Origin of the sequence: Methanobrevibacter olleyae, assembly GCF_900114585.1 — an archaeon.
GTDB classification, from domain to species: domain Archaea; phylum Methanobacteriota; class Methanobacteria; order Methanobacteriales; family Methanobacteriaceae; genus Methanobrevibacter; species Methanobrevibacter olleyae.
Window position 1 is genome coordinate 1 of sequence record NZ_FOTL01000020.1, and the last position, 19,381, is coordinate 19,381.

At 26.6% G+C, this 19,381-nt stretch carries 19 protein-coding genes and 1 pseudogene; 14 read left to right on the forward strand and 6 right to left on the reverse strand.

The features are described from left to right. Together BM020_RS06240 and BM020_RS06245 are read right to left on the reverse strand one after the other, a co-directional pair. On the reverse strand, positions 1-199 hold a 199-nt coding region (locus tag BM020_RS06240; RefSeq protein ID WP_143743939.1), incomplete at its 3' end, for a hypothetical protein. Between the two features lie 115 nt (positions 200-314). Further along, positions 315-785 (reverse strand): hypothetical protein, encoded by a 471-nt coding sequence (locus BM020_RS06245; protein ID WP_074798607.1) that lies wholly within the window; start codon positions 783-785, stop codon positions 315-317. Positions 786-1,070: 285 nt separating this feature from the next. Between BM020_RS06245 and BM020_RS09340 the strand changes: the two are divergent. From BM020_RS09340 to BM020_RS06285, 8 genes and pseudogenes are all read left to right on the forward strand, one after another. Continuing rightward, positions 1,071-1,865 (forward strand): annotated as a pseudogene (locus BM020_RS09340) (IS5/IS1182 family transposase). 457 nt (positions 1,866-2,322) lie between these two features. Then, the gene (hisA, locus tag BM020_RS06255; protein WP_067147226.1) at positions 2,323-3,063 is read left to right on the forward strand and encodes a 1-(5-phosphoribosyl)-5-[(5-phosphoribosylamino)methylideneamino]imidazole-4-carboxamide isomerase; all 741 of its coding nucleotides are present in this window, start codon (positions 2,323-2,325) and stop codon (positions 3,061-3,063) included. 49 nt (positions 3,064-3,112) lie between these two features. Next, positions 3,113-3,565, forward strand: coding sequence for an FAD synthase family protein (locus tag BM020_RS06260; protein ID WP_200781253.1), 453 nt, complete (start codon positions 3,113-3,115; stop codon positions 3,563-3,565). A 244-nt stretch (positions 3,566-3,809) separates the two neighbouring features. Continuing rightward, entirely contained in the window at positions 3,810-4,829 is a 1,020-nt protein-coding gene (argC, locus tag BM020_RS06265) for an N-acetyl-gamma-glutamyl-phosphate reductase (protein WP_067147228.1), read from the forward strand. A 253-nt stretch (positions 4,830-5,082) separates the two neighbouring features. Continuing rightward, complete coding sequence (locus BM020_RS06270) at positions 5,083-5,571, forward strand: flavodoxin family protein (protein ID WP_067147230.1); 489 nt, start codon at positions 5,083-5,085, stop codon at positions 5,569-5,571. A gap of 336 nt (positions 5,572-5,907) precedes the next feature. Next, positions 5,908-6,909 (forward strand): protein translocase subunit SecF, encoded by a 1,002-nt coding sequence (locus BM020_RS06275; RefSeq protein WP_074798609.1) that lies wholly within the window; start codon positions 5,908-5,910, stop codon positions 6,907-6,909. A gap of 133 nt (positions 6,910-7,042) precedes the next feature. Further along, positions 7,043-8,266 (forward strand): preprotein translocase subunit SecD, encoded by a 1,224-nt coding sequence (locus tag BM020_RS06280; protein ID WP_067147234.1) that lies wholly within the window; start codon positions 7,043-7,045, stop codon positions 8,264-8,266. Between the two features lie 301 nt (positions 8,267-8,567). Further along, positions 8,568-9,809: a GMC family oxidoreductase N-terminal domain-containing protein gene (locus BM020_RS06285; RefSeq protein WP_067147236.1), complete on the forward strand. Its 1,242-nt coding sequence runs from the start codon at positions 8,568-8,570 to the stop codon at positions 9,807-9,809. Between the two features lie 78 nt (positions 9,810-9,887). Here BM020_RS06285 and BM020_RS06290 read toward each other — a convergent pair whose 3' ends face one another. Both BM020_RS06290 and pyrI read right to left on the reverse strand, forming a co-directional pair. After that, entirely contained in the window at positions 9,888-10,316 is a 429-nt protein-coding gene (locus tag BM020_RS06290) for an EamA family transporter (protein WP_067147238.1), read from the reverse strand. Positions 10,317-10,405: 89 nt separating this feature from the next. Next, entirely contained in the window at positions 10,406-10,867 is a 462-nt protein-coding gene (gene pyrI / locus BM020_RS06295) for an aspartate carbamoyltransferase regulatory subunit (protein WP_067147240.1), read from the reverse strand. Positions 10,868-11,129: 262 nt separating this feature from the next. Between pyrI and BM020_RS06300 the strand changes: the two genes are divergently transcribed. From BM020_RS06300 to BM020_RS06320, 5 genes are all read left to right on the forward strand, one after another. Further along, positions 11,130-12,500, forward strand: a complete 1,371-nt coding sequence (locus tag BM020_RS06300) for a TldD/PmbA family protein (RefSeq protein WP_074798611.1) — start codon at positions 11,130-11,132, stop codon at positions 12,498-12,500. 273 nt (positions 12,501-12,773) lie between these two features. Then, a complete protein-coding gene (locus tag BM020_RS06305) occupies positions 12,774-13,331 on the forward strand; it encodes a TIGR00296 family protein (protein ID WP_067147244.1) in 558 nt (185 codons plus the stop codon). Between the two features lie 90 nt (positions 13,332-13,421). After that, positions 13,422-14,477, forward strand: coding sequence for an NOG1 family protein (locus BM020_RS06310; RefSeq protein ID WP_067147246.1), 1,056 nt, complete (start codon positions 13,422-13,424; stop codon positions 14,475-14,477). 551 nt (positions 14,478-15,028) lie between these two features. Further along, positions 15,029-15,667 carry an Hsp20/alpha crystallin family protein gene (locus BM020_RS06315; RefSeq protein ID WP_067147247.1) on the forward strand — a complete coding sequence of 213 codons (639 nt, stop codon included), beginning with the start codon at positions 15,029-15,031 and terminating at the stop codon, positions 15,665-15,667. A 489-nt stretch (positions 15,668-16,156) separates the two neighbouring features. Beyond that, positions 16,157-16,360 carry a histone family protein gene (locus BM020_RS06320; RefSeq protein WP_067147249.1) on the forward strand — a complete coding sequence of 68 codons (204 nt, stop codon included), beginning with the start codon at positions 16,157-16,159 and terminating at the stop codon, positions 16,358-16,360. 226 nt (positions 16,361-16,586) lie between these two features. Here BM020_RS06320 and BM020_RS06325 read toward each other — a convergent pair whose 3' ends face one another. Next, complete coding sequence (locus BM020_RS06325) at positions 16,587-17,258, reverse strand: flavodoxin family protein (protein ID WP_067147251.1); 672 nt, start codon at positions 17,256-17,258, stop codon at positions 16,587-16,589. A gap of 151 nt (positions 17,259-17,409) precedes the next feature. Continuing rightward, a complete protein-coding gene (locus BM020_RS06330; protein WP_067147253.1) occupies positions 17,410-18,423 on the reverse strand; it encodes an SIS domain-containing protein in 1,014 nt (337 codons plus the stop codon). Positions 18,424-18,715: 292 nt separating this feature from the next. Here BM020_RS06330 and BM020_RS06335 point away from each other — a divergent pair, with 292 nt between their 5' ends. Beyond that, a complete protein-coding gene (locus BM020_RS06335) occupies positions 18,716-19,369 on the forward strand; it encodes a DUF447 domain-containing protein (protein WP_067147255.1) in 654 nt (217 codons plus the stop codon). Positions 19,370-19,381: the final 12 nt, after the last annotated feature.

Consider the following 19,381-nt stretch of genomic DNA (forward strand, 5'->3'; position numbering starts at 1 on the left):
GACATCTAGCATAATTCATCCTAAAATAAGGAACATCCTTTTTAAAAATTAAATCAAAAGATTTAAAAACTTCACGACAAGAATTAAATAATCTTACAAAATGAGGATTTGAAAGAACAAAATCATCATTAAAATCGCAAAATATATATTGTTCAACATCTAAAATACTATTTGGAGCAATTGTTTTTTGTTTTATCATGAAAAAAACTTTGCTCCAACTCTTTATTAAATTTTACTATTTTTAAATAAAAATCAAACAATTTTTTAAGAAAAAATTCTAAAAACCACTACTTTTTATTAAAAAAATTTTCAAATCAACAAAGTTTTTGAAAGAGCCCATAATCGCCAGTTATATATAGTATTCTTGTTGATAATTTTCCATCAAGTACATGGTTTTTACCATCGATAATTATGGATTGTGTAATAACTATCTCTGAATCACCATCGGAATAACTATAATCTTTATCTAGAGTTAATGTGTTATTCACCCCTGTATTGTCTATTAAATTTTGTAAATCTGTGAATGTTGATATTGAGCCTTTTAAATTATCCTCATTCATCACAGCATTGACTTCATCTTCTTCTCCAGACTCCGAAGCTATTACACTATCATCACTGGTTCCAAGATTGAGTGTATCTTCTACTGTTTCTTCAACATCTATAGTTGCCATGTTTTCATCTAAACCTATTTCAGATGTTGTATTCTCTTGTGCTGAGACAGCAGAAATAGATAAAAACATTAAAAATAAAAACGCTATAACAATTTTATTTAAGCCCTTAGCCATTAGTTAACCTCCATTTTTTATTAATTTATTTAATTAAATGAAATTAAAAACACAAATATGTATAGGTAATTAATAATAATCCCATACAAACATTTATAAATAATTTAGGGGACTGAATTTTTTCAAGGAAAAATTACTTTAGATTTTCCGCATTTTACCCATTCTCCCAAAAAAGTAGTTTTATTTCTAAATATACAATTGTATTTTTAGTTATATAAAAAAATAGGCCTTTAATACCTTTAAATTTAAATAATATACTTTATAAATGTATTATTGGTAATAATAATGAAGCATAGATTAAATTTAGATACCAAAGACCCAAATTATATTTTGTTAAAAGAAATATTTAAAATTATTGATTCTAGAAAATCACAAGAAATATTAGCATATTACGGATTTAAAAAACCAAGTATAACCATATTTACTTTTAAGGTCATTTTTATAAGTACGTTCTTAGGATTTAAAATTTTATTCATTTTAAAAGAGATTAAATCTAAAGAAACTTCGTAAATTCTTTAATATTTCTGAAGTTTTATCTGCAAATCAAGCTTATAAAATTTTTTCATAAAATAAACTCTGAAAAGCTTTTTTTGAAAAAATTTTAGAAAGCCTTCAAAAAAGAGGAATAATAAGAAAAAAGATATATAACCTTTGATAAAGGATATTACAGCTATAAAATTAACAATTATGAATTAGCAAATATAAAATCATTCTTTTCATTTTCAAAAAGAAAATTCAACAAAGTCAGATTGGACGATATTTTAACCTATCCATTAGTCGTATTTAACAAAATAAAGAAAATTATGGAAGAAAAAAGTGCATACAATAGATTAAAAATGGAATTATTGAAAAAATTAGATTCTTGAGAAAAATTTAAACCAATAAGAGATAAAACAGAAGATTTTTTCAATTATTAAAATAAGGCTTTGAATATAGAGAAATCTGCAAGTATACACTAAAACCAGTTAAAAATACTATTTATTTAAATGTATTTTTAGTAACACTGGTAGTATCACAAGAATTTTACTCAAAACAGCCATACAACAATTATCAAAAAAACTAAAATCTCCAGACCCCTAAATAATATTCATTCTCATTATTTAGTAAAAACATTATTACTACTTCCTATTTTCAGAAAATTAAACCATATTTCAACGATGAACAAACTTAAACAAATTTAAATCCTTTTAAAAATAAGTATAGTATCAAGTGAAAAAAATTAGAATTTAAATAAAGCCATTATTATTTAAAAAAAAAATGAGATCAATTTTAAAACTTTAGAACTTGTAAAAAAGTTTAGACTTAAAAATAAAAATTTATTATTATATTTATAGATAAAATAATTAAAAATAAATTTAAGCCTATAAAATTTTAAAGTTCCAATTTTTTAAATACTAAATATAACACCAACTGAAAAAAGGATTTCAGCAAAGCAAAAAAAAATAAGAAACAATTAATAATATAAAAAAATATATTATAATTATTTTATAGATAATTCTAAATTATTAAACTATAAAGATTTAAAAAAGGAATCAAAATGTCATTTCAAGATAATAAAATGTTAATTATACCTGCTGTAGATATAAAAAATGGAAAATGTGTACAGTTAGTTCAAGGAGAGCCTGGAACTGAACAAGTAATAATCGAAAACCCGGAAAAAGTTGCTAAAAAATGGGAAGATCTTGGTGCAGAGCTAGTTCATATAATAGACTTAGATGGTGCACTTGAAAGTATCAGCAATATAGAAACAATTAAAAAAGTTTTAAAGGAAGTTTCAGTGCCTATTCAACTTGGAGGAGGTATAAGAAGCATAAAATATGCAGAAAAACTCCTTAACTTAGATATCGATAGATTAATTATTGGAACTATGGGTATAAAAAACCCAGAAACAATATCCAAATTATCCAAAGAATATGGTTCCGACAGAGTGATGATTTCTCTTGATAGCAAAGACAATAAAGTTCTTATAAAAGGTTGGAAGGAAAAAATAGATAAATCTCCAACTGAAATCAGCAAAGAATTCCAAGAGCTTGGTGCTGGAAGTATTTTATTTACAAATGTTGATGTAGAAGGTTTACTTGGAGGATTTTATCTAGATCCTGTTATTGACCTTGTAAACTCTGTAGACATTCCAGTTGTCTACTCTGGAGGAGTTACAAGTTTAGATGATTTGAGGCAACTACAAAGTACCGGTGCAAAGGGTGTTGTAATTGGTTCTGCATTATACAAAGATAAAATAAGATTAGAAGATGCTTTAAAATACCAAGATATTAAATAAATTATGCTGATTTATAAATATTATTAGATTTTAAAATGGAGAAAAGAATATGAAAGTAATGGCAACAGGAGCATTTGATATATTACATCCAGGACATGGATTGTATCTTGAAAAAGCAAAAAAATTAGGTGGAAAAGATGCAGTCCTTGCAGTTGTAATAGCTCGTGATTCAACAGTGAAAAAGAAAAAAAAAATTCCTATTATTGATGAAAATCAAAGATTGGAAATGATTAAATATTTAAAGCCTGTTGATGAAGCATATATTGGCTATGATGAGGATATGTTTAAGATTGTAGAAGAAATTAAACCTGATATAATAGCTGTTGGTTTTAATCAAATACATGATGTGAAAAAACTTCAAGAAGAGTTAGATAAAAGAGGAATAAAAGCAGTGGTTAAAAGAGTTGAAGCTCATAGAACTGCAGATTTAGATAGTACATGTAAAATCATTAAAAAAATACGTAATGCTGACTTTGAAGATGATTATGTAAACTGTGATTAAAGTCAATTCAATAAAAAAAACCATAAAAATAATCGATAAAAAAAATAATTCAACAAAAAAACCATAAAAATAATCGATAAAAAAAAAAATAATTCAACAAAAAAACCATAAAAATAATCGATAAAAAAAAATAATTCAACAAAAAAACCATAAAAATAATCGATAAAAAAAACCATAAAATATTAAATAAACATTATAATTATAAATATACAAGAAATAATTAAGAATAGATTAAGGTGTGAAAATGGTAAGTGTAGCAATTGTAGGTGCAAGTGGATATACTGGAGGAGAACTAACAAGATTACTTTTAAACCATCCAGAAGTAGAAATTGAGGATATTAGCTCAAGACAATTTGAAGAAACCCCAATTCACAAAGTTCACCCACATATTAGAGGAACTGATTTAGTATTTAAAAATAAAAAACCAAGTGAATTAGATGCAGACATTATATTTACAGCAACTCCACATGGAGCTTCAATGAAAATCATTCCAGACTTACTTGAAATCGGTGCTAAAGTAATCGACTTAAGTGGAGATTACAGATTTAATGATATTGAAGTATATGAAAAATGGTATGGTCTTAAACATACCTCAGATATTAAAGGTGTTTATGGACTTCCAGAAATTCACAGAGAAGAAATCAAAAATGCTAATTTAATTGCAAATCCTGGTTGTTTTGTAACTGGAGCTATTTTATCTGGATACCCCTTATCAAAGGCAGCTATTGTAGATAGAATGATTTTCGATTCTAAAACTGGAGTAAGTGGTGCTGGTGTAAATCCATCCTCCTCAACACATTATCCAAATATCGGAGACAATGTAAATCCCTATAAAGTAACTTCCCATAGACATACACCAGAAATACAACAAGAATTAGGTTTATTCTCAGATGTAAAAGTATCTTTTACACCTCATTTAGTGCCAGTTATTAGAGGAATTCTTACAACTAACCATTCTTTCTTAATTGAAGGTAGTGAAGATATTTCTAGTGGGGAATTATTGGATATTTATAAGAAAACATATGAAGGAGAACCATTTATACAAATCTTAGAAGATGGTGAAATCCCTCGTTTAAGTAGTATAAGAGGATCTAATTACGCTCAAATCGGATGCTTTGAAATAGATGAAACTGGAAGATTAGTTGTTATATCAGCAATTGATAATTTAGTTAAGGGAGCATCTGGACAAGCTATTCATAATATGAATATTATCTGTGGTTTTGATGAAAAGACTGGATTGAACTTCTTTGGTATGCACCCATAAGAAATATTTATTAAAATTTCATATAAAAACATAACTTTATTAACATGCAAATGTTTAAATAGATTATTTCTTATAAAATAACTTAAGCAGTAAAAATATATATTATTTCTTATAAAATAAGTCAAAAAGTAAAAAAATATATATTATTTCTTATAATAACTCAAGAAGTAAAAAATATATATTATTTTCTTATAATAACTCAAGAAGTAAAAATATTATATTATTTTTATAAAGTAATTCCTGAGGTAAAAATATGGAAAGAATAATTCTATACTATTCAGAGGGAGGAAGAACAAAACTAGTTGCAGAAACACTTGCAATTAATTTAAGATGTGATATCTGTCAAATTAAAGATTTGAAGAAACGTAGGGGATTTAAAAATATATTAAGTTCTACTTTTGATGCATTTAGAGAAAATAAAACAGAAATTTATCCTTCAACTATAAACCTTGAAAAGTATGATACCATTTACATAGGAACACCTACTTGGGCAAATAAACCTAGTCCAGCAATTATTACTTTAATAGATAGATGTGACTTACGTGGAAAAGACATTGTTTTATTTACTACTTCAAGTAATTCTGATGGAGAAGGAACTTTAGAAAAAATGGAAATAAAAGTATTAGCTAGAGGTGCAAGAGTAGTTCAACAATTTAATTTAAAAACTAGAGATAAAAGTCCTGCTCAACTCCAAAAAGATACTAAAAATTTATGTAAATCATTAGATTTAGACTTATACTAAATCTAATCATCACCTATTTTACCTAATCCCATTTTTTTATAATCCCTAATTCCAATTTTACCTAATCCCATTTTTTCAATCAAATAATTTCTAATCCTATTTTTAATTTATGTACTATTTTTAAAGAATATTAAAATTTAAAAAATTATTTTTTAAGCATTTCATATCAATTTTTAAAGATATTAAAATTAAAGCTATAATTAAGCAAACTATTTAATAATATAAATAAGAAAACTATTAATGTATAATTTTTATTAATAATCAAATTAATATAAATTTTATATGAATATTATCAAATTATAAAAAACTAATTAAGTTTATAGGTGTAACAGAGAAATGTTAGAAAAAACGATGGAAAATCACAAAATCTTAATTATTATTCCAATCATTCTTGCACTTTTATCTTTGTTCCTTCTGGCCTTTAATGGATTAGAACAAGGTGTTGACTTAAAGGGAGGATCTCAAGCAGAACTGGAATTATTAGGTTCTGTTAGTCCAACTGAATTAGAACAGACACTTAATCAGGAATTGAACACAAATAATATAAAAGTAACAAGTAATGGAAACAATAAGGCTACTGTGGAATTAGAGAACAGCATTAATTCAAGTACGTTTACAAGTGCGATAAATGGAAAAGCAAAAATAATCAGTTATAATGAAATTGGCCCTGTTTTAAGTGAAGAAGCAATGGAACAAATTTACATTGCTATGCTTTTTGCATTCATCTTTATGGCAATTACTGTATTTATTGTATTTAGAGAACCTGTACCTTCAATAGCAATTATATTAGCAGCATTATGTGATATAGTTATTGCTCTTGGTGGAATGTCTTTATTTAAAATTCCATTATCAATTGCATCTGTAGGTGCATTATTAATGCTTATTGGATACAGTGTAGATACAGATATTCTTCTTACAACAAGACTCTTAAAAAGAAGAGAAGGAACTGTGGAAGAACGTGCTAGAAATGCTATGCATACTGGTTTAACAATGTCTTTTGCTTCAATAGTTGCAATGACTATCTTATTTGTAGTAACCATTTTAATAATGCCTGAAGCAGATACCTTAAGTAATATTTCTGCAGTTTTAGTAATTGGATTAATCGGAGATATTCTTTCCACTTGGTTAATGAACTTAGGAATTCTTAAATCATATATTGATTGGAGACAGTCTAAAAAACAGGAAAAATATAGTTTAAGTTCATCTACAGCTAAATCAAATAAACCTACTAAATCAGATAAATTAGATAAGTCTGATGAAAAAAATCCAAATCAAAGCTTAAAGATAGATTTAAAAGGAAATCCGAATATGATATTAAAGAAGGAGAAAATCAACTAGAAGCTAAAAAAGAAGAATTTGATGAAAAGATAGAAAAATCTTCCGATACAAAATCCAGTAAGAAATCTAATAAAAATAAAAAAGTTAATAAGCGTAAAGCTAAAAAACAAAAAGGAAAAGGAGGTAAATAATTATGACAAACGATTTATCTAAATTCTTCAGAACTAGAGAAGTAATTATCCTCTTAATATTCCTCATAATCAGTATTCTAAGTATTAGTTTCCTTGGTGTAGAACAGGGTCTCGATTTAAAAGGCGGATCTTCTATCCAATTAGAATTAGAACATCCAGTTAATGATAGTACAATGAAAGTTGTTACATCTGTTTTAGATAAAAGACTTAACATTTATGGTGTAAGTGATGTAAAAGTCAGATCAAGTGGAGACCGAATGGTCATAGTTGAAATGGCTGGAAAGAGTCCTGAAGAGGTTGAACGGCTGATAGGAAATCCGGGTATTTTTGAAGCTAAAATAGATAATAAAACTGTTCTTACTGGAAGTGATGTAGCTTCAGTTGAAGCACCTATTGTAGGAGATTCTGGAGAATGGCATGTGCCCTTTACATTAACAACAGAAGGGGCTAAAAAATTCGCAAAACTTGCTAAAGGTAAAGGCGGGCATGAAGTTGTAATGTATCTTGATGGAAAACAAATTGATGAGCATCCCCCAGCACTATCTGATGAATTGGCAAGTGGTGAAGCTGTAACTGAAGTTGAAGTAACTGGTGGTTCTGAAAATGTAGAAACTTCAAAAACTGAATCTAATACAGTATATACTGTTTTAAAAACAGGGTCATTACCTGTAAAAATTCATACTGTAGGTTCCAATACGGTATCACCAGAGTTAGGTCAGCAGTTTGCACAAGGTGCTTTAATTGCAGGATTACTAGCAATTCTTGGTATTTCAGCAGTTGTATACATTAAATATAGAAGAGCATTCTTAGCAATTCCAATCTTGATTACAACAATTTCAGAGGTAACTATCATCATAGGTGTTGCTTCTATTATTCATTGGAATATAGATCTTGCAGCAATTGCTGGTTTAATTGCATCTGTAGGTACTGGGGTAGATGACCAGATTATCATTACAGATGAAGTTTTACACCACGATGATGAAAAAACAAGGCATAGAAGAACTAGAACTCAAATGAATGTTAAAAATGCATTATTTATTATCTTTGCATCTGCAGGTACTTTAATCGCTGCGATGTTACCACTTGCATATGTTGGATTTGCAAGAGGTAGTAGTGGTATTGGTACAATAGCAGGTTTCGCATTTACTACAATCATAGGGGTTTTAATTGGTGTATTCGTTACAAGACCGGCTTATGCTAAATTTATTGAAATTTTTGTCTCTTAAATAAAATCAATTATGAATAAGTAAAACTAAAGATATTAGTTTACTTATCATTTTTCTATTTTTTCATATTTTTTAAAAAATAATAAATTATATTCCTCATACTCATAATAAAAATTATAAAAACATTTAAATTTTATATTAAAAACAGCAAATAGATAATAAAAATTATAACAATTGTTAAATTTTATATATTAAAAAAACTAATAAAATAATTAAGAGATAAATAATTAATTAGTAAAAACAAAAAATATAATTAATCATTAAAAAATTTACTAACAAAGAAAATAGCTGGGGATAAAAAATGGTTATAATCATAGGTACTGGTGCAGGAGGCTCAATAATAGCTATGGAACTTGCAAAAGCAAATATTCCTGTTACGATAATAGAAAGAGGGCCATACATAAAAGCTAAAGACTCATTAAATTACTATGATATGAAATACTATGAAAAAAGGTCAAAGGATACAAATAGTTTAGATTTGCTTAAAACTAATTGTATTGGAGGATCTACAATAGTCTCTGCAGGTAATGGTGTGAGAATTCTTGAAGATGAATTTAAAGAAATAGGTATTGATTTATCAAAAGAATATGATAAAGTTGAAGAATTATTAAACATACACCAAATGGATGATGAACATATTGGAGAAGGTACAAGATTATTCATAGAATCTGCAAAAGAACTTGGTTTTAATCCAATAAAAATGCCAAAATTCATAAGGGATGGGGATTGTAAACCCTGTGGAAGCTGTTCATTAGGTTGTCCAAGAGATGCTAAATGGAGTGGAAAAGACTTTGTTGATATAGCAGTTGAAAATGGTGCTAAGCTTATTATTGAAGCTGAAGTAAATAAACTACTAATTGAAAATGAAAAAATTATAGGTGTAGAATACATTCAAAATAAGAAAAGCAAAAAAATTGAATCTGATTTGGTTATTCTTTGTGCTGGAGCAATTGATTCTGCAGTTATTCTACAAAAATCAGGTATCGATGCTGGAAATAAATTATTTTTTGACCCATTTATTACTGTTGGAGGAGTATTAAAAGATATTGGATATAACAGTGAAGTGCAAATGAATAGTTTAGTTCTAGAAGAAGAATACATTTTATCTCCTCACTTTGCTTCATATATTCCAAAATACATTAAAGAGAGAATTCCTGAAATAGAAGCTAAAGATATTTTAGGAATTATGGTTAAAGTAAAGGATGATATGGTAGGTAGTGTTGATAGTGAAGGTAATGTTTATAAATTTAACACAGTTGATGACATTAGAAGGCTTGCTCAAGGTACAGCTGCTGCTAGTGCAATACTTGAAAAAGCAGGTGTTGATTCTAAAACATTAACATCTACTGTTTTTAGAGGAGCTCACCCTGGAGGAACTGCTGCCATTGGAGATGTGGTTGATAAAAACCTAAAAACGAAAATCGATGGTTTATATCTTGGAGATGGAAGTGTAATTCCAATTTCCCCTGGAAAGCCACCAATCTTACTTATTCTAGCATTGGCTTTAAGATTAGCTAATAATTTAATTGAAGAACTTATTTAAGTTCTTTAATTAATCTTTTAATCAAATGAAAAAAGCAATATAAAAAAATAAATAAAAAAACAGCAAAATTAAATATATTTAGCCTAAATTAATTAATAATAAACCACCAATACATACAAAAATACCAATTATCTGCTTAAGCGTAATATTTTCACCATATAAAATAGCACCAACAAATATCAATACAATAGCTAAGCCAATGTTAGCAACAAGTGAAGCAGAACTTACTTTCCAACCAGCACGGAATGCAAAAATATAAGCTAATTCTAATCCTACAATAGCCATTCCTAAAACAAAAGATGTCCAATTTATATTAGATAACTCAGATAGGACATTTTCAGGTTTTAAAAGAAATACAAAGAAAATAGCAGTTAAAATAGCTGCAGTAATATAAGTTACCATCAAGGTAGCGAAAACATTAACATTACTAGGAGTTGATTTAGTACAAATATTATAAAGAGTATTTGATAATATAACAAGTAAAATAGGCCATATCATTTCCCACATATAAGCACCAACTAAATTAAAAAAATATATTAAATACAATAAACTAATAAAAAAAAATCAAGACTGGCAAATAAGCAATACAATAAATATTATTCAAATTGATTATAAATCTCATCAGCTTGAACTAGTCTTTCACAATAATGACATCTAACTGTAATTGGATCAACTTCAACAAGATAAAATTTACTCTCAATTGGTTCATCAGTATTTGAAATACATTTAGGATTAGTACACTTTACTATACCATTTAACTCTTTTACTAAGCTAACTTGATTTTTTGAAACTATTTCAAAATCTCTAATAATATTTATAGTAGAATCAGGAGCTATCAAAGCAATTTTATCTATTTCAGTATGCCCTAATTCCCTATTTTCAAATTTAACAATATCTTTATAGCCTAATTTTGAAGGAACATTCATAGCAAGAGTTACATTAGTTCCTTCCTCTGGAAGACCTAATATTTTTAATACTTGAAGCGCTTTATTAGCAGGAATATGGTCAATCACCGTACCATTTTCAATAGATTTAACTTTTAATTCTGGCTTAGTCATAGATAATTATTTCTTCTAAACTTTATTTATAATTTTTTATTAAAAAATTGAATTTATAAATAGTTATATTTATTAAAAAAAATATATTAATAAATGATTAAACTTTATTTACAAAACCAATTAGAAAAATAATTAAAATATTTATAAGAAGTATTTAATGAAAATATTTTAGAAAATAATTAGAATATTTATAAGAAGTATTTAATGAAAATACTCAAGAAAATAATTAAATAAAAAGAAAATAAAGATCAGGAGTCTTAAAATGGAAGAAAATATAGACTTATTTGAAAAAATATTAAGAAAAATTGAAGATGAAGTAGATTATGCAGATATACGAGCAGGAAAAGGAAATAATACCAGCATAATCATGAAAGATAATCAAATTCAAGAAATTAACACTGGCCTTTCTACTGTTGCAAGAATAAGAGTTTTAAAAAATGGTGCATGGGGATTTGCCTCAACAAATGACTTTTCTAAATTAGAAGAAATCAGCAAAAAAGCTATTAAAATATCAAACTCATTAAGTGGAGATATTGAACTTGCAGAATGTGAAATCATAGAGGATAATATTAAAACTGATAGAAAAATAGCTATAAGCGATGTAAGTATTGAAGATAAAAAAGAATTAATTCAAGACCTTAATAATGCAAGTAATGTTGGAAAAGTAGTTAGTACAACTATTAGTTACTCAGATGGAGAAAATAAAAATGCATTTGTAAGTAGTGAAGGAAGTAGAATTATAGTGGATAGTTCAAGGGTTGGGCTATTCTTAAATGCTGTTGCTTCAAATGGAGAATTAATTCAATTTAATCATGGAAGTTTAGGTGGAGTGAAGGGTTTTGAAGTAGTTCAAGATGCAGATATTGAATCTTTTGGAAGAAAAATAGGTGAAAAGGCAACTAAACTTTTAGATGCTAAACCAGCACCATCTGGACGTTTCCCAATTGTAGCTGACAATAACCTGACAGGAGTATTTATTCATGAAGCAGTAGGGCATGCTGTAGAGGCAGACCTAATATTACAAGGTGACTCAATTTTACATGACCAGATGAATAAGAAAGTAGGAGCGGATATCGTAAATATCTATGACGATTCAAGTTTTAAGGATGGCTTTGGATATTATCCTTATGATGTTGAAGGGGTGAAAACAAGAAAGAACCAAATTGTTAAAAGTGGAGAACTTGTATCATTTTTATCTTCAAGGGAAAGTGCAGGTAAATTAGGAATTCCTTTAACTGGAAATGCAAGGTCATCTATAAGTGACCAACCTATTGTAAGAATGAGTAACACTTACCTTAAACCTGGTGATTTAAGTTTTGAAGAACTTATTGAAGATATAAATGATGGAATTTATCTTAAAGGTTCAAGAGGCGGGCAAGTAGATACTGGCAAAGGTATTTTCCAATTCAATGCAACTGAAGCATATAAGATTGAAAATGGTGAGCTTAAAGACCATTACAGAGATGTTTCATTATCTGGAAATATTCTTGAGACACTTAATGGTGTTGATGGAATAGGATCTGACTTTAAACTTAGTGTTGGTTTCTGTGGTAAAGGTGGACAAACTGCACCAGTAGGTGATGGCGGACCACATACTAGAATTTTAAATGCAATGGTAGGTGGAACTAGCTAAATTAAAGACTATGGTTAATTGACATAAACCTTAGTTGATTCTGCATTAAATTTTACAGCCATTAATTTAATTAAAGCTAAATGTGAAAATAAATGATTCATTATAAATAGTAAGCAAGTGGTAAAAAGAGATATAGATAAGATTGTTGAAAAATGATATTTTAATTGAATTTATAATTTGAGGGTGAATTTAAGCTGAACTTAAAAGTAAAATTAATAGCAAATTTGAATATAAATTCAAACTAAACTTGAAAGTGAATTTGAAGGTGAAAATATGTTAAATGAAGATGATGGGAAATATTTACTTAGTATAGCAAAAGATGCTATTGAAACATATCTTAAAGAAAATAGAATAATCGATACCCCTTCAGATTCTCCAAATCATTTAAAAGAAGAACTTGGTGTATTTGTTACTTTAAATAAATATAATGATTTAAGAGGATGTATCGGTTATCCAGAACCAACTTATCCATTAATTGATGCAGTAATTTCCTCAGCAATATCTGCAGCAACTAGAGACCCTCGTTTTCCAGAGGTAGATGAAAGGGAATTAGATAGTTTAGATTATGAAATTACTGTTTTAAGCAAACCAGAATTAATTGAAGTTGAAAAGCCTATCGATTATTTAGATAATATAGTAATTGGTGAAGATGGTTTAATTGTAGAAAGAGGTTTTTATAGAGGATTACTTTTACCACAAGTAGCTCCAGAGCATAATATGGATAAAGAAGAATTTTTATCACACACTTGCCTAAAAGCAGGCCTAAGACAAGATGCATGGTTAGATGAAGATATAAAAGTATACAAATTCCAAGGACAAATATTTAAATAAAGCGTTTAATAATATACAAATTTCAACGACAAATATTTAAACAAAATGTTAATAGAAAAATATTAAATTATGATTATATGGTGATAAAAAATGATGTTACCAACTATCCCAACTCCTGAAGAATTATTAGATAAAGGTTTTAGAAGAGGTAAAAAGGCAGCAGACTTAAAAAGAGGAGAAAAAATACCTAAACACTTAAAAGGCAAACGTATTGAAGAAACTAGAGTAATTACTGCTTGTCAAGTTATTAAAGATAAACTTAAAATGATTTTAGATCGTACCCCTGAAATTGAAGAGCTTCCTGATTTTTATCAAGATTATATAGACATTACAGTAGGTGTTGATGATTTTAAACAATCATTAGGTGCACTTAATTGGGCTTATGGTATTATTACCCAATTAGAAAAAGAATATGGTGCAAAAATAAGAAAATTATCCTCAGAAAGAGCAACAGGACTTAGAAAACAAGCCTATGGAAGAATTTCATCTGTTGTTAATAAAATTGAAAAAGATTTAGATTTCTTAGACTTTGCAAAACAAAATTTAAGAAATATGCCTACTGTTGATTTTGAAGCTACAAGCATTGTAATTGCAGGTTTTCCCAATGTAGGTAAATCAACTTTATTAACCCATATTACCGATGCAGAACCTCAAGTAGCTAACTATCCATTTACTACAAAAGGTATCCAAATTGGACACTTTGAGAAAAAATGGAAACATTTCCAAATTATTGATACTCCAGGTTTATTAGATAGGCCTATTGGAGATATGAACGATATTGAATTAAATGCTATGGTTGCTCTTGAACACTTAGCAGATGCAATATTATTTATTTTTGATAGTTCAGAAACATGCGGATATCCTCTTGAAAATCAATACAAGCTTTTAGAAGAAATTAAAAACATCTTTGATGCTCCGATTATCTATTTATTCAATAAAATGGATATAGCAGAATATGATGGCATTAGGCATGATTATATCCAAGAATATATCGATAGAACTGAAGATCCTTTACTTATTTCAGCTGCAGAAGGAGAGGGAATTGAAGAAATTATTAAATTAATTATGAAAGTGGAAAAAAGAGAAAAGTCATCTGATGATGAAGATGAATACGAAGAAGATGAAAATTACTTTGATTTAACTTAAATTAACTAATCATCTTCTATATTCTATTTTTATAAGATTTTTTATAAACTTTTTTATAAACTTCTATTTATTAGCTATTTTTTTACTTTTTAAAATTTCTATTATAATAGACATTTCTTATATTTTTAAAATTTTTCTTTATAAAATTCTATTTTTCAAAGATTTTAAAAAAATATCAAAGCTTTTATTAATTTTTATTAACTAAAATAGAAAGATTTATAAAGAATAAAACACTAGTATACATAAAGAATAAAAGTATACTAAAAAATTCTAAATTTTTTAAGAATTGGAAAGAATATGGAAAAAATTTTGAAAATTAATAAAAAATTAAGGATTTTGTATACTAAATAAAAAAATGTATACATATTATAGAAATATTTATAATAAATGAAAAATATAGTATACTTTAGAAATAAACGTACACTAAGTTTTTAAAATAAATTTATAAAATTATATTAAGCATGTTTATAATTTTTTTTAAATTTTTTATCTATAAACATGAGAGAAAATTTATGAATTTAGAAAAAAAATAATCTAAAGGAGTTAATAAAATGTCTGAAGATTTAAAAGAAAAGATTGAAAAAGAAAGCATCAAATCTGATGAGTTTAAAGAAAAAGCTGAAGAAATTAAAGGTAAGGCTGAAGAATTTAAAGAAGAATTTAAATCTAAAGCTGAAGCAAAAACTGAATCTAATAAGGAAAGAATTGATGAAACTCTCAATAGAAGTAAAGATGTTGCAGGTAAAGTAGGTGAAAACCTTAGTAAAACCATTGATGATACCATCATTGCAATGAAAACTCTTCAAAAGAATTTTGATTCTAGGTATCAAGAATACAGGGAAAGTGCAGCAACCAACAAAATCAATGTTGACTTAGCTGAAAACAAAGATTTCTACTACTTACAAGCTTACTTAGCAGGTATTAAAAAAGAAGAGATCTCCATTGAAGCAACTAACAATAGCATAACTATTAAGGCATGCTTTGAAAATATTCTTAAAAGCATTGAAGCAAATGAAGAAAATCAGGCAACTTTAATTATTACTGGAATCAAAGATGGTGTTGCAGAAAGAACTATCAGTTTAGCAGAAGACATCGTTAAAGAAGAGATTACTGCTAAACACAACAATGGAGTTTTATTCATAACAATTCCTAAAAAAGTAATTCCAAAAACCAAAATAGACATCGAATAAATTTAAATAAGTTATATAGAAAAATATATCTCAAACCCAATAACTTATATAGAACAATATATCTCAAACCCAATAACTTATATAGAACAATATATCTCAAAGCTAAAAGATTAATAATTGATTAATTATCTAATCTTTAAAAATAAGAAAAAATTATAATTAAAATAGGTGCCATCCCATTACCTTTTTTAATTTTTAAAATTAAAGAGCTTAAAAACTATTTTATGATTTTTGCAAGGATCTCTTGCAAAAATTATTATTTTTTACTTAAAACACTAACTGATTTTTAAAAAAAATTATCTAAAATTTTAAAATATTAAAAATCATTACTATTTTTATAAAACAATAAAAAATTTATAGCTATTTAAAAAAATCAGTACTATAATATATGAATATAAGAATTTAAGAAAATTTAAGTAAAAAAAGGGAAATATTTAATACTAAGTTATGATATAATATTACTATACTATTATAACGGAGGTGAAAAATATGGCAATTCCTAAAGCTCCTATAAATAGGATTATAAAAGAAGCTGGTGCTGAAAGAGTAAGTGCTGAAGCAGTAGATGCATTAGTAGCATACTTAGAAGCAGACGCAGCAGCTGTATCTAAAAAAGCAATTGAATATGCAAAAATTGCAAAAAGACAAACTGTAAAAGCAGATGATATTGCATTAGCTATTGACAAAGAATAAGATAATTAACTTATCTTATTTACTTTTTACTTTTTAATAAAACTATATTATTTTTTAACTATTATTTTATATTTTTAACATATTCTATTTTTTAACCATTCTTACTATTTTAACTATTTTAGCTCTTTAAGCTATTTTAACTATTTAGCTCTTTTAGCCATTTAACTATTTTAACTATTTTTAATAATTTAAATAGAAAGATTGAAAACCTCAAAACAATAAAATATCAAATTTTTAAACTTTCTTGAGCTATTTTTACACCTAAATTATAAGCATCTTCTAAGTCTATTGGGAAATGTTCTTTCCTTCTTTTAGCTTTTAATTCAGGGTCAAATGCATAATTTTCATATTTAGAGTAATCTGAAAATTGGAAAGTGTCATAAACTTTTAAAGAGTATGGTTTTGAATATAATATTTCAATAGTATTTTCTAAAACATCAAATTTATTAGCATAAAATTGCTCACATCCCTCTTCTGTAAGGTTCATACTATAGATCATTCCAATAGGCATTCTTTTTGGAGCGTTAGATTCTCCACCATAAACAAGTGCAGAAAATAAAAATCTCTCAAAAAATGATCTAAGCTCTCCACTTAGTTCGCCAAAGTATATTGGACTACCAAATATAATACCGTCAGCATTTTGAATTTTAGGCAATAATTCTAATAAATCATCTTTAATTGGGCATTTTGCATAATATTTCCCGCCAATTCTTTTACAATGAAAACAAGATTTACAGCCTTTAAAATCTAAATCATAAAGATGAATTTGATGAATATTTATATCTTCTTCATCATAATTCTTTCTTAATTCATCAAAAATGCCTCCACTTGCTTTTTCTAATATCTGAGCAGTATTATACTTCTTTCTAGGACTGCCATTTACAATATAAAAATCCATAAAATCACCGGAATATCCATTTAAAACAAACGATTAAAATAAATATAAAAAACAAAAATTTAAAAAATAGAATAAAGTAAAACTAAATTCTAGTTTAGTTAAATAAAAAGAAACTAAAAAATAAAAAAATAACAAATAAAATCAAAATTATTTATTCATATCTTACTTTACCAATATGTCTTGTACTACCTGGATCTTCACCATTAAAGTGTGATAAATAATAAACAAACCATTCTAAAGGTATTACAAGGATAAATGGAGCAAGTAACGGATTTATATTAGCATAATCCTTAAGACTATAAATAATTGTTTTAGCTTCTAATTTATTTTTTGAGAAATTAATAGCTATTTTAGTTAATTTATCACTTTCTAAATCAGCATCTAAGAAAATTAAAGGAACACCTTCTTCAGCTCTTTCAATTAAACCATGTCTAAATTCAGCAGAATAAAGGGGGCAAGCATGTTTAATGGCTCCCTCCATCAACATAGTCATAGCTAACTTATAAGCAAGACCAAAGTTAACACCACTACCTAAACAATAAAAAATTTCTTCATCTTTAAATTCTTTAGCTAATCTTTTATTATCTTCTTCAGTGGTTTCTAAAAGTTCCTCAATTAGATTAGGAATAGTAGATAATTCTTCTAAAATTTCATTAGCTTTTTCATATCCTGAAGCAGCAAATAGAATTTGATAAAGACAAGCTAATTGCGTAATATAAGTTTTAGTACCGAGAATAGCTGTTTCAGTATTTCCTAATGTTATAACTGGGTATTTTGCTTCTTTAACCATAGAACTATCTGGTTCATTGGAGATAGATACAGTATCAATATTAAACTCATTAGCCTTTCTTAAAGCTGCTAAAGTATCTGCAGTTTCACCAGATTGAGAAGTTGAAATAAATAATGAATTTTCACCTTTATTCAATTTTTTATTATATACAAATTCATAGCCAGTAAATACTTCAATTCTTAAATGAGAAACAGATGCTAATGCATCCCTTATAGAGTAACAAGTAGAAATAGAACTTCCACAACCAATTAAGTAAATAGTATCTACAGATTCAGCTAATTTAGAAATATTATTCATATTATCTAATTCAGAAGCGAAAGTCTTTCTAAGTGCCTCTGGCTGCTCCATCATTTCATAATACATTTGATATTTCATAAAACCCCTCTATTTTAATTGAAAATTAATCTCATAATATTTTTTTTAAGAAAATATAAACTTAAATAAATAGAACTAATTGGATAATGACTTATAGTTAAACAATTTTAAATCAGTTTAATTTAAAATAAAAACTTAAAACTTAATTAAATAGAATTTAATTAATTAATCTTAATTTATTAAATATATTGCTTATATGTTTATCATTTATAATATAAAAAAGTTTATATAAAAAATTATAAAATTAATAAACAATAAAAATTAATATAAATCTAAATTTTAGAGGTAAAAAATGCTAATAGATTTAAGTAAAATAGGGATGAATAAAGGACAACAATATGAAACAATCATCACCACAATGGATAAGAATCAAAACACTAATGCAGCACCTTTTGGACTAAGGGTTTTAGATAATGATAAAATAGTATTAAGAATATTTGAAGGTGGAAATACAATAAAAAATATTAAAGAAAATGGAGAATTTGTTGTAAACATTACTACAGAGCCATTAATGTTTACTTTTGCTACAACTAATACCATAACTGAAGAGTATTTAACTAGAATCTCTAAAACTAAAACTCATGATGAATTAGTTTATTTAACTAATGCAGATGCTTATTTTATATGTAAAGTTGAGAATATAAAAACAAGCTTTAGAGAAGATGATCCCATTAAAGCAAGCAAAATCAATATAATCAAAGCAGTTGTATTGGAGATCAATGTTAAAAATAAATGTGTCAAACCGATTAATAGAGGAATTCATGCTTTAATGGAATCTTTGGTTAATTATTCAAGGATAAATATAGTAAATAAAGAAAAAGAAGATTATTTTATCGATAGATTTTTAGAATCTGAAAGAATAATCAAAAAAGTAGGAAATAAAGAAGAAAAGGAATCTATAAAAATCTTAAAAGAAAATTTAAAAAAACAAGGCTATGAACTTTAATTTATAAAAAAT

Coding starts and splice junctions, on each gene's coding strand:
- BM020_RS06270 (WP_067147230.1), top strand. CDS start 5,083: ATGGAAAGAATAATTCTATACTATTCAGAGGGAGGAAGAACAAAACTA.
- BM020_RS06305 (WP_067147244.1), top strand. CDS start 12,774: ATGTTAAATGAAGATGATGGGAAATATTTACTTAGTATAGCAAAAGAT.
- BM020_RS06335 (WP_067147255.1), top strand. CDS start 18,716: ATGCTAATAGATTTAAGTAAAATAGGGATGAATAAAGGACAACAATAT.
- BM020_RS06260 (WP_200781253.1), top strand. CDS start 3,113: ATGAAAGTAATGGCAACAGGAGCATTTGATATATTACATCCAGGACAT.
- BM020_RS06280 (WP_067147234.1), top strand. CDS start 7,043: ATGACAAACGATTTATCTAAATTCTTCAGAACTAGAGAAGTAATTATC.
- BM020_RS06245 (WP_074798607.1), bottom strand. CDS start 785: ATGGCTAAGGGCTTAAATAAAATTGTTATAGCGTTTTTATTTTTAATG.
- BM020_RS06300 (WP_074798611.1), top strand. CDS start 11,130: ATGGAAGAAAATATAGACTTATTTGAAAAAATATTAAGAAAAATTGAA.
- argC (WP_067147228.1), top strand. CDS start 3,810: ATGGTAAGTGTAGCAATTGTAGGTGCAAGTGGATATACTGGAGGAGAA.
- BM020_RS06325 (WP_067147251.1), bottom strand. CDS start 17,258: ATGGATTTTTATATTGTAAATGGCAGTCCTAGAAAGAAGTATAATACT.
- BM020_RS06330 (WP_067147253.1), bottom strand. CDS start 18,423: ATGAAATATCAAATGTATTATGAAATGATGGAGCAGCCAGAGGCACTT.
- BM020_RS06285 (WP_067147236.1), top strand. CDS start 8,568: ATGGTTATAATCATAGGTACTGGTGCAGGAGGCTCAATAATAGCTATG.
- BM020_RS06310 (WP_067147246.1), top strand. CDS start 13,422: ATGATGTTACCAACTATCCCAACTCCTGAAGAATTATTAGATAAAGGT.
- hisA (WP_067147226.1), top strand. CDS start 2,323: ATGTCATTTCAAGATAATAAAATGTTAATTATACCTGCTGTAGATATA.
- pyrI (WP_067147240.1), bottom strand. CDS start 10,867: ATGACTAAGCCAGAATTAAAAGTTAAATCTATTGAAAATGGTACGGTG.
- BM020_RS06315 (WP_067147247.1), top strand. CDS start 15,029: ATGTCTGAAGATTTAAAAGAAAAGATTGAAAAAGAAAGCATCAAATCT.
- BM020_RS06275 (WP_074798609.1), top strand. CDS start 5,908: ATGTTAGAAAAAACGATGGAAAATCACAAAATCTTAATTATTATTCCA.
- BM020_RS06320 (WP_067147249.1), top strand. CDS start 16,157: ATGGCAATTCCTAAAGCTCCTATAAATAGGATTATAAAAGAAGCTGGT.
- BM020_RS06290 (WP_067147238.1), bottom strand. CDS start 10,316: ATGTGGGAAATGATATGGCCTATTTTACTTGTTATATTATCAAATACT.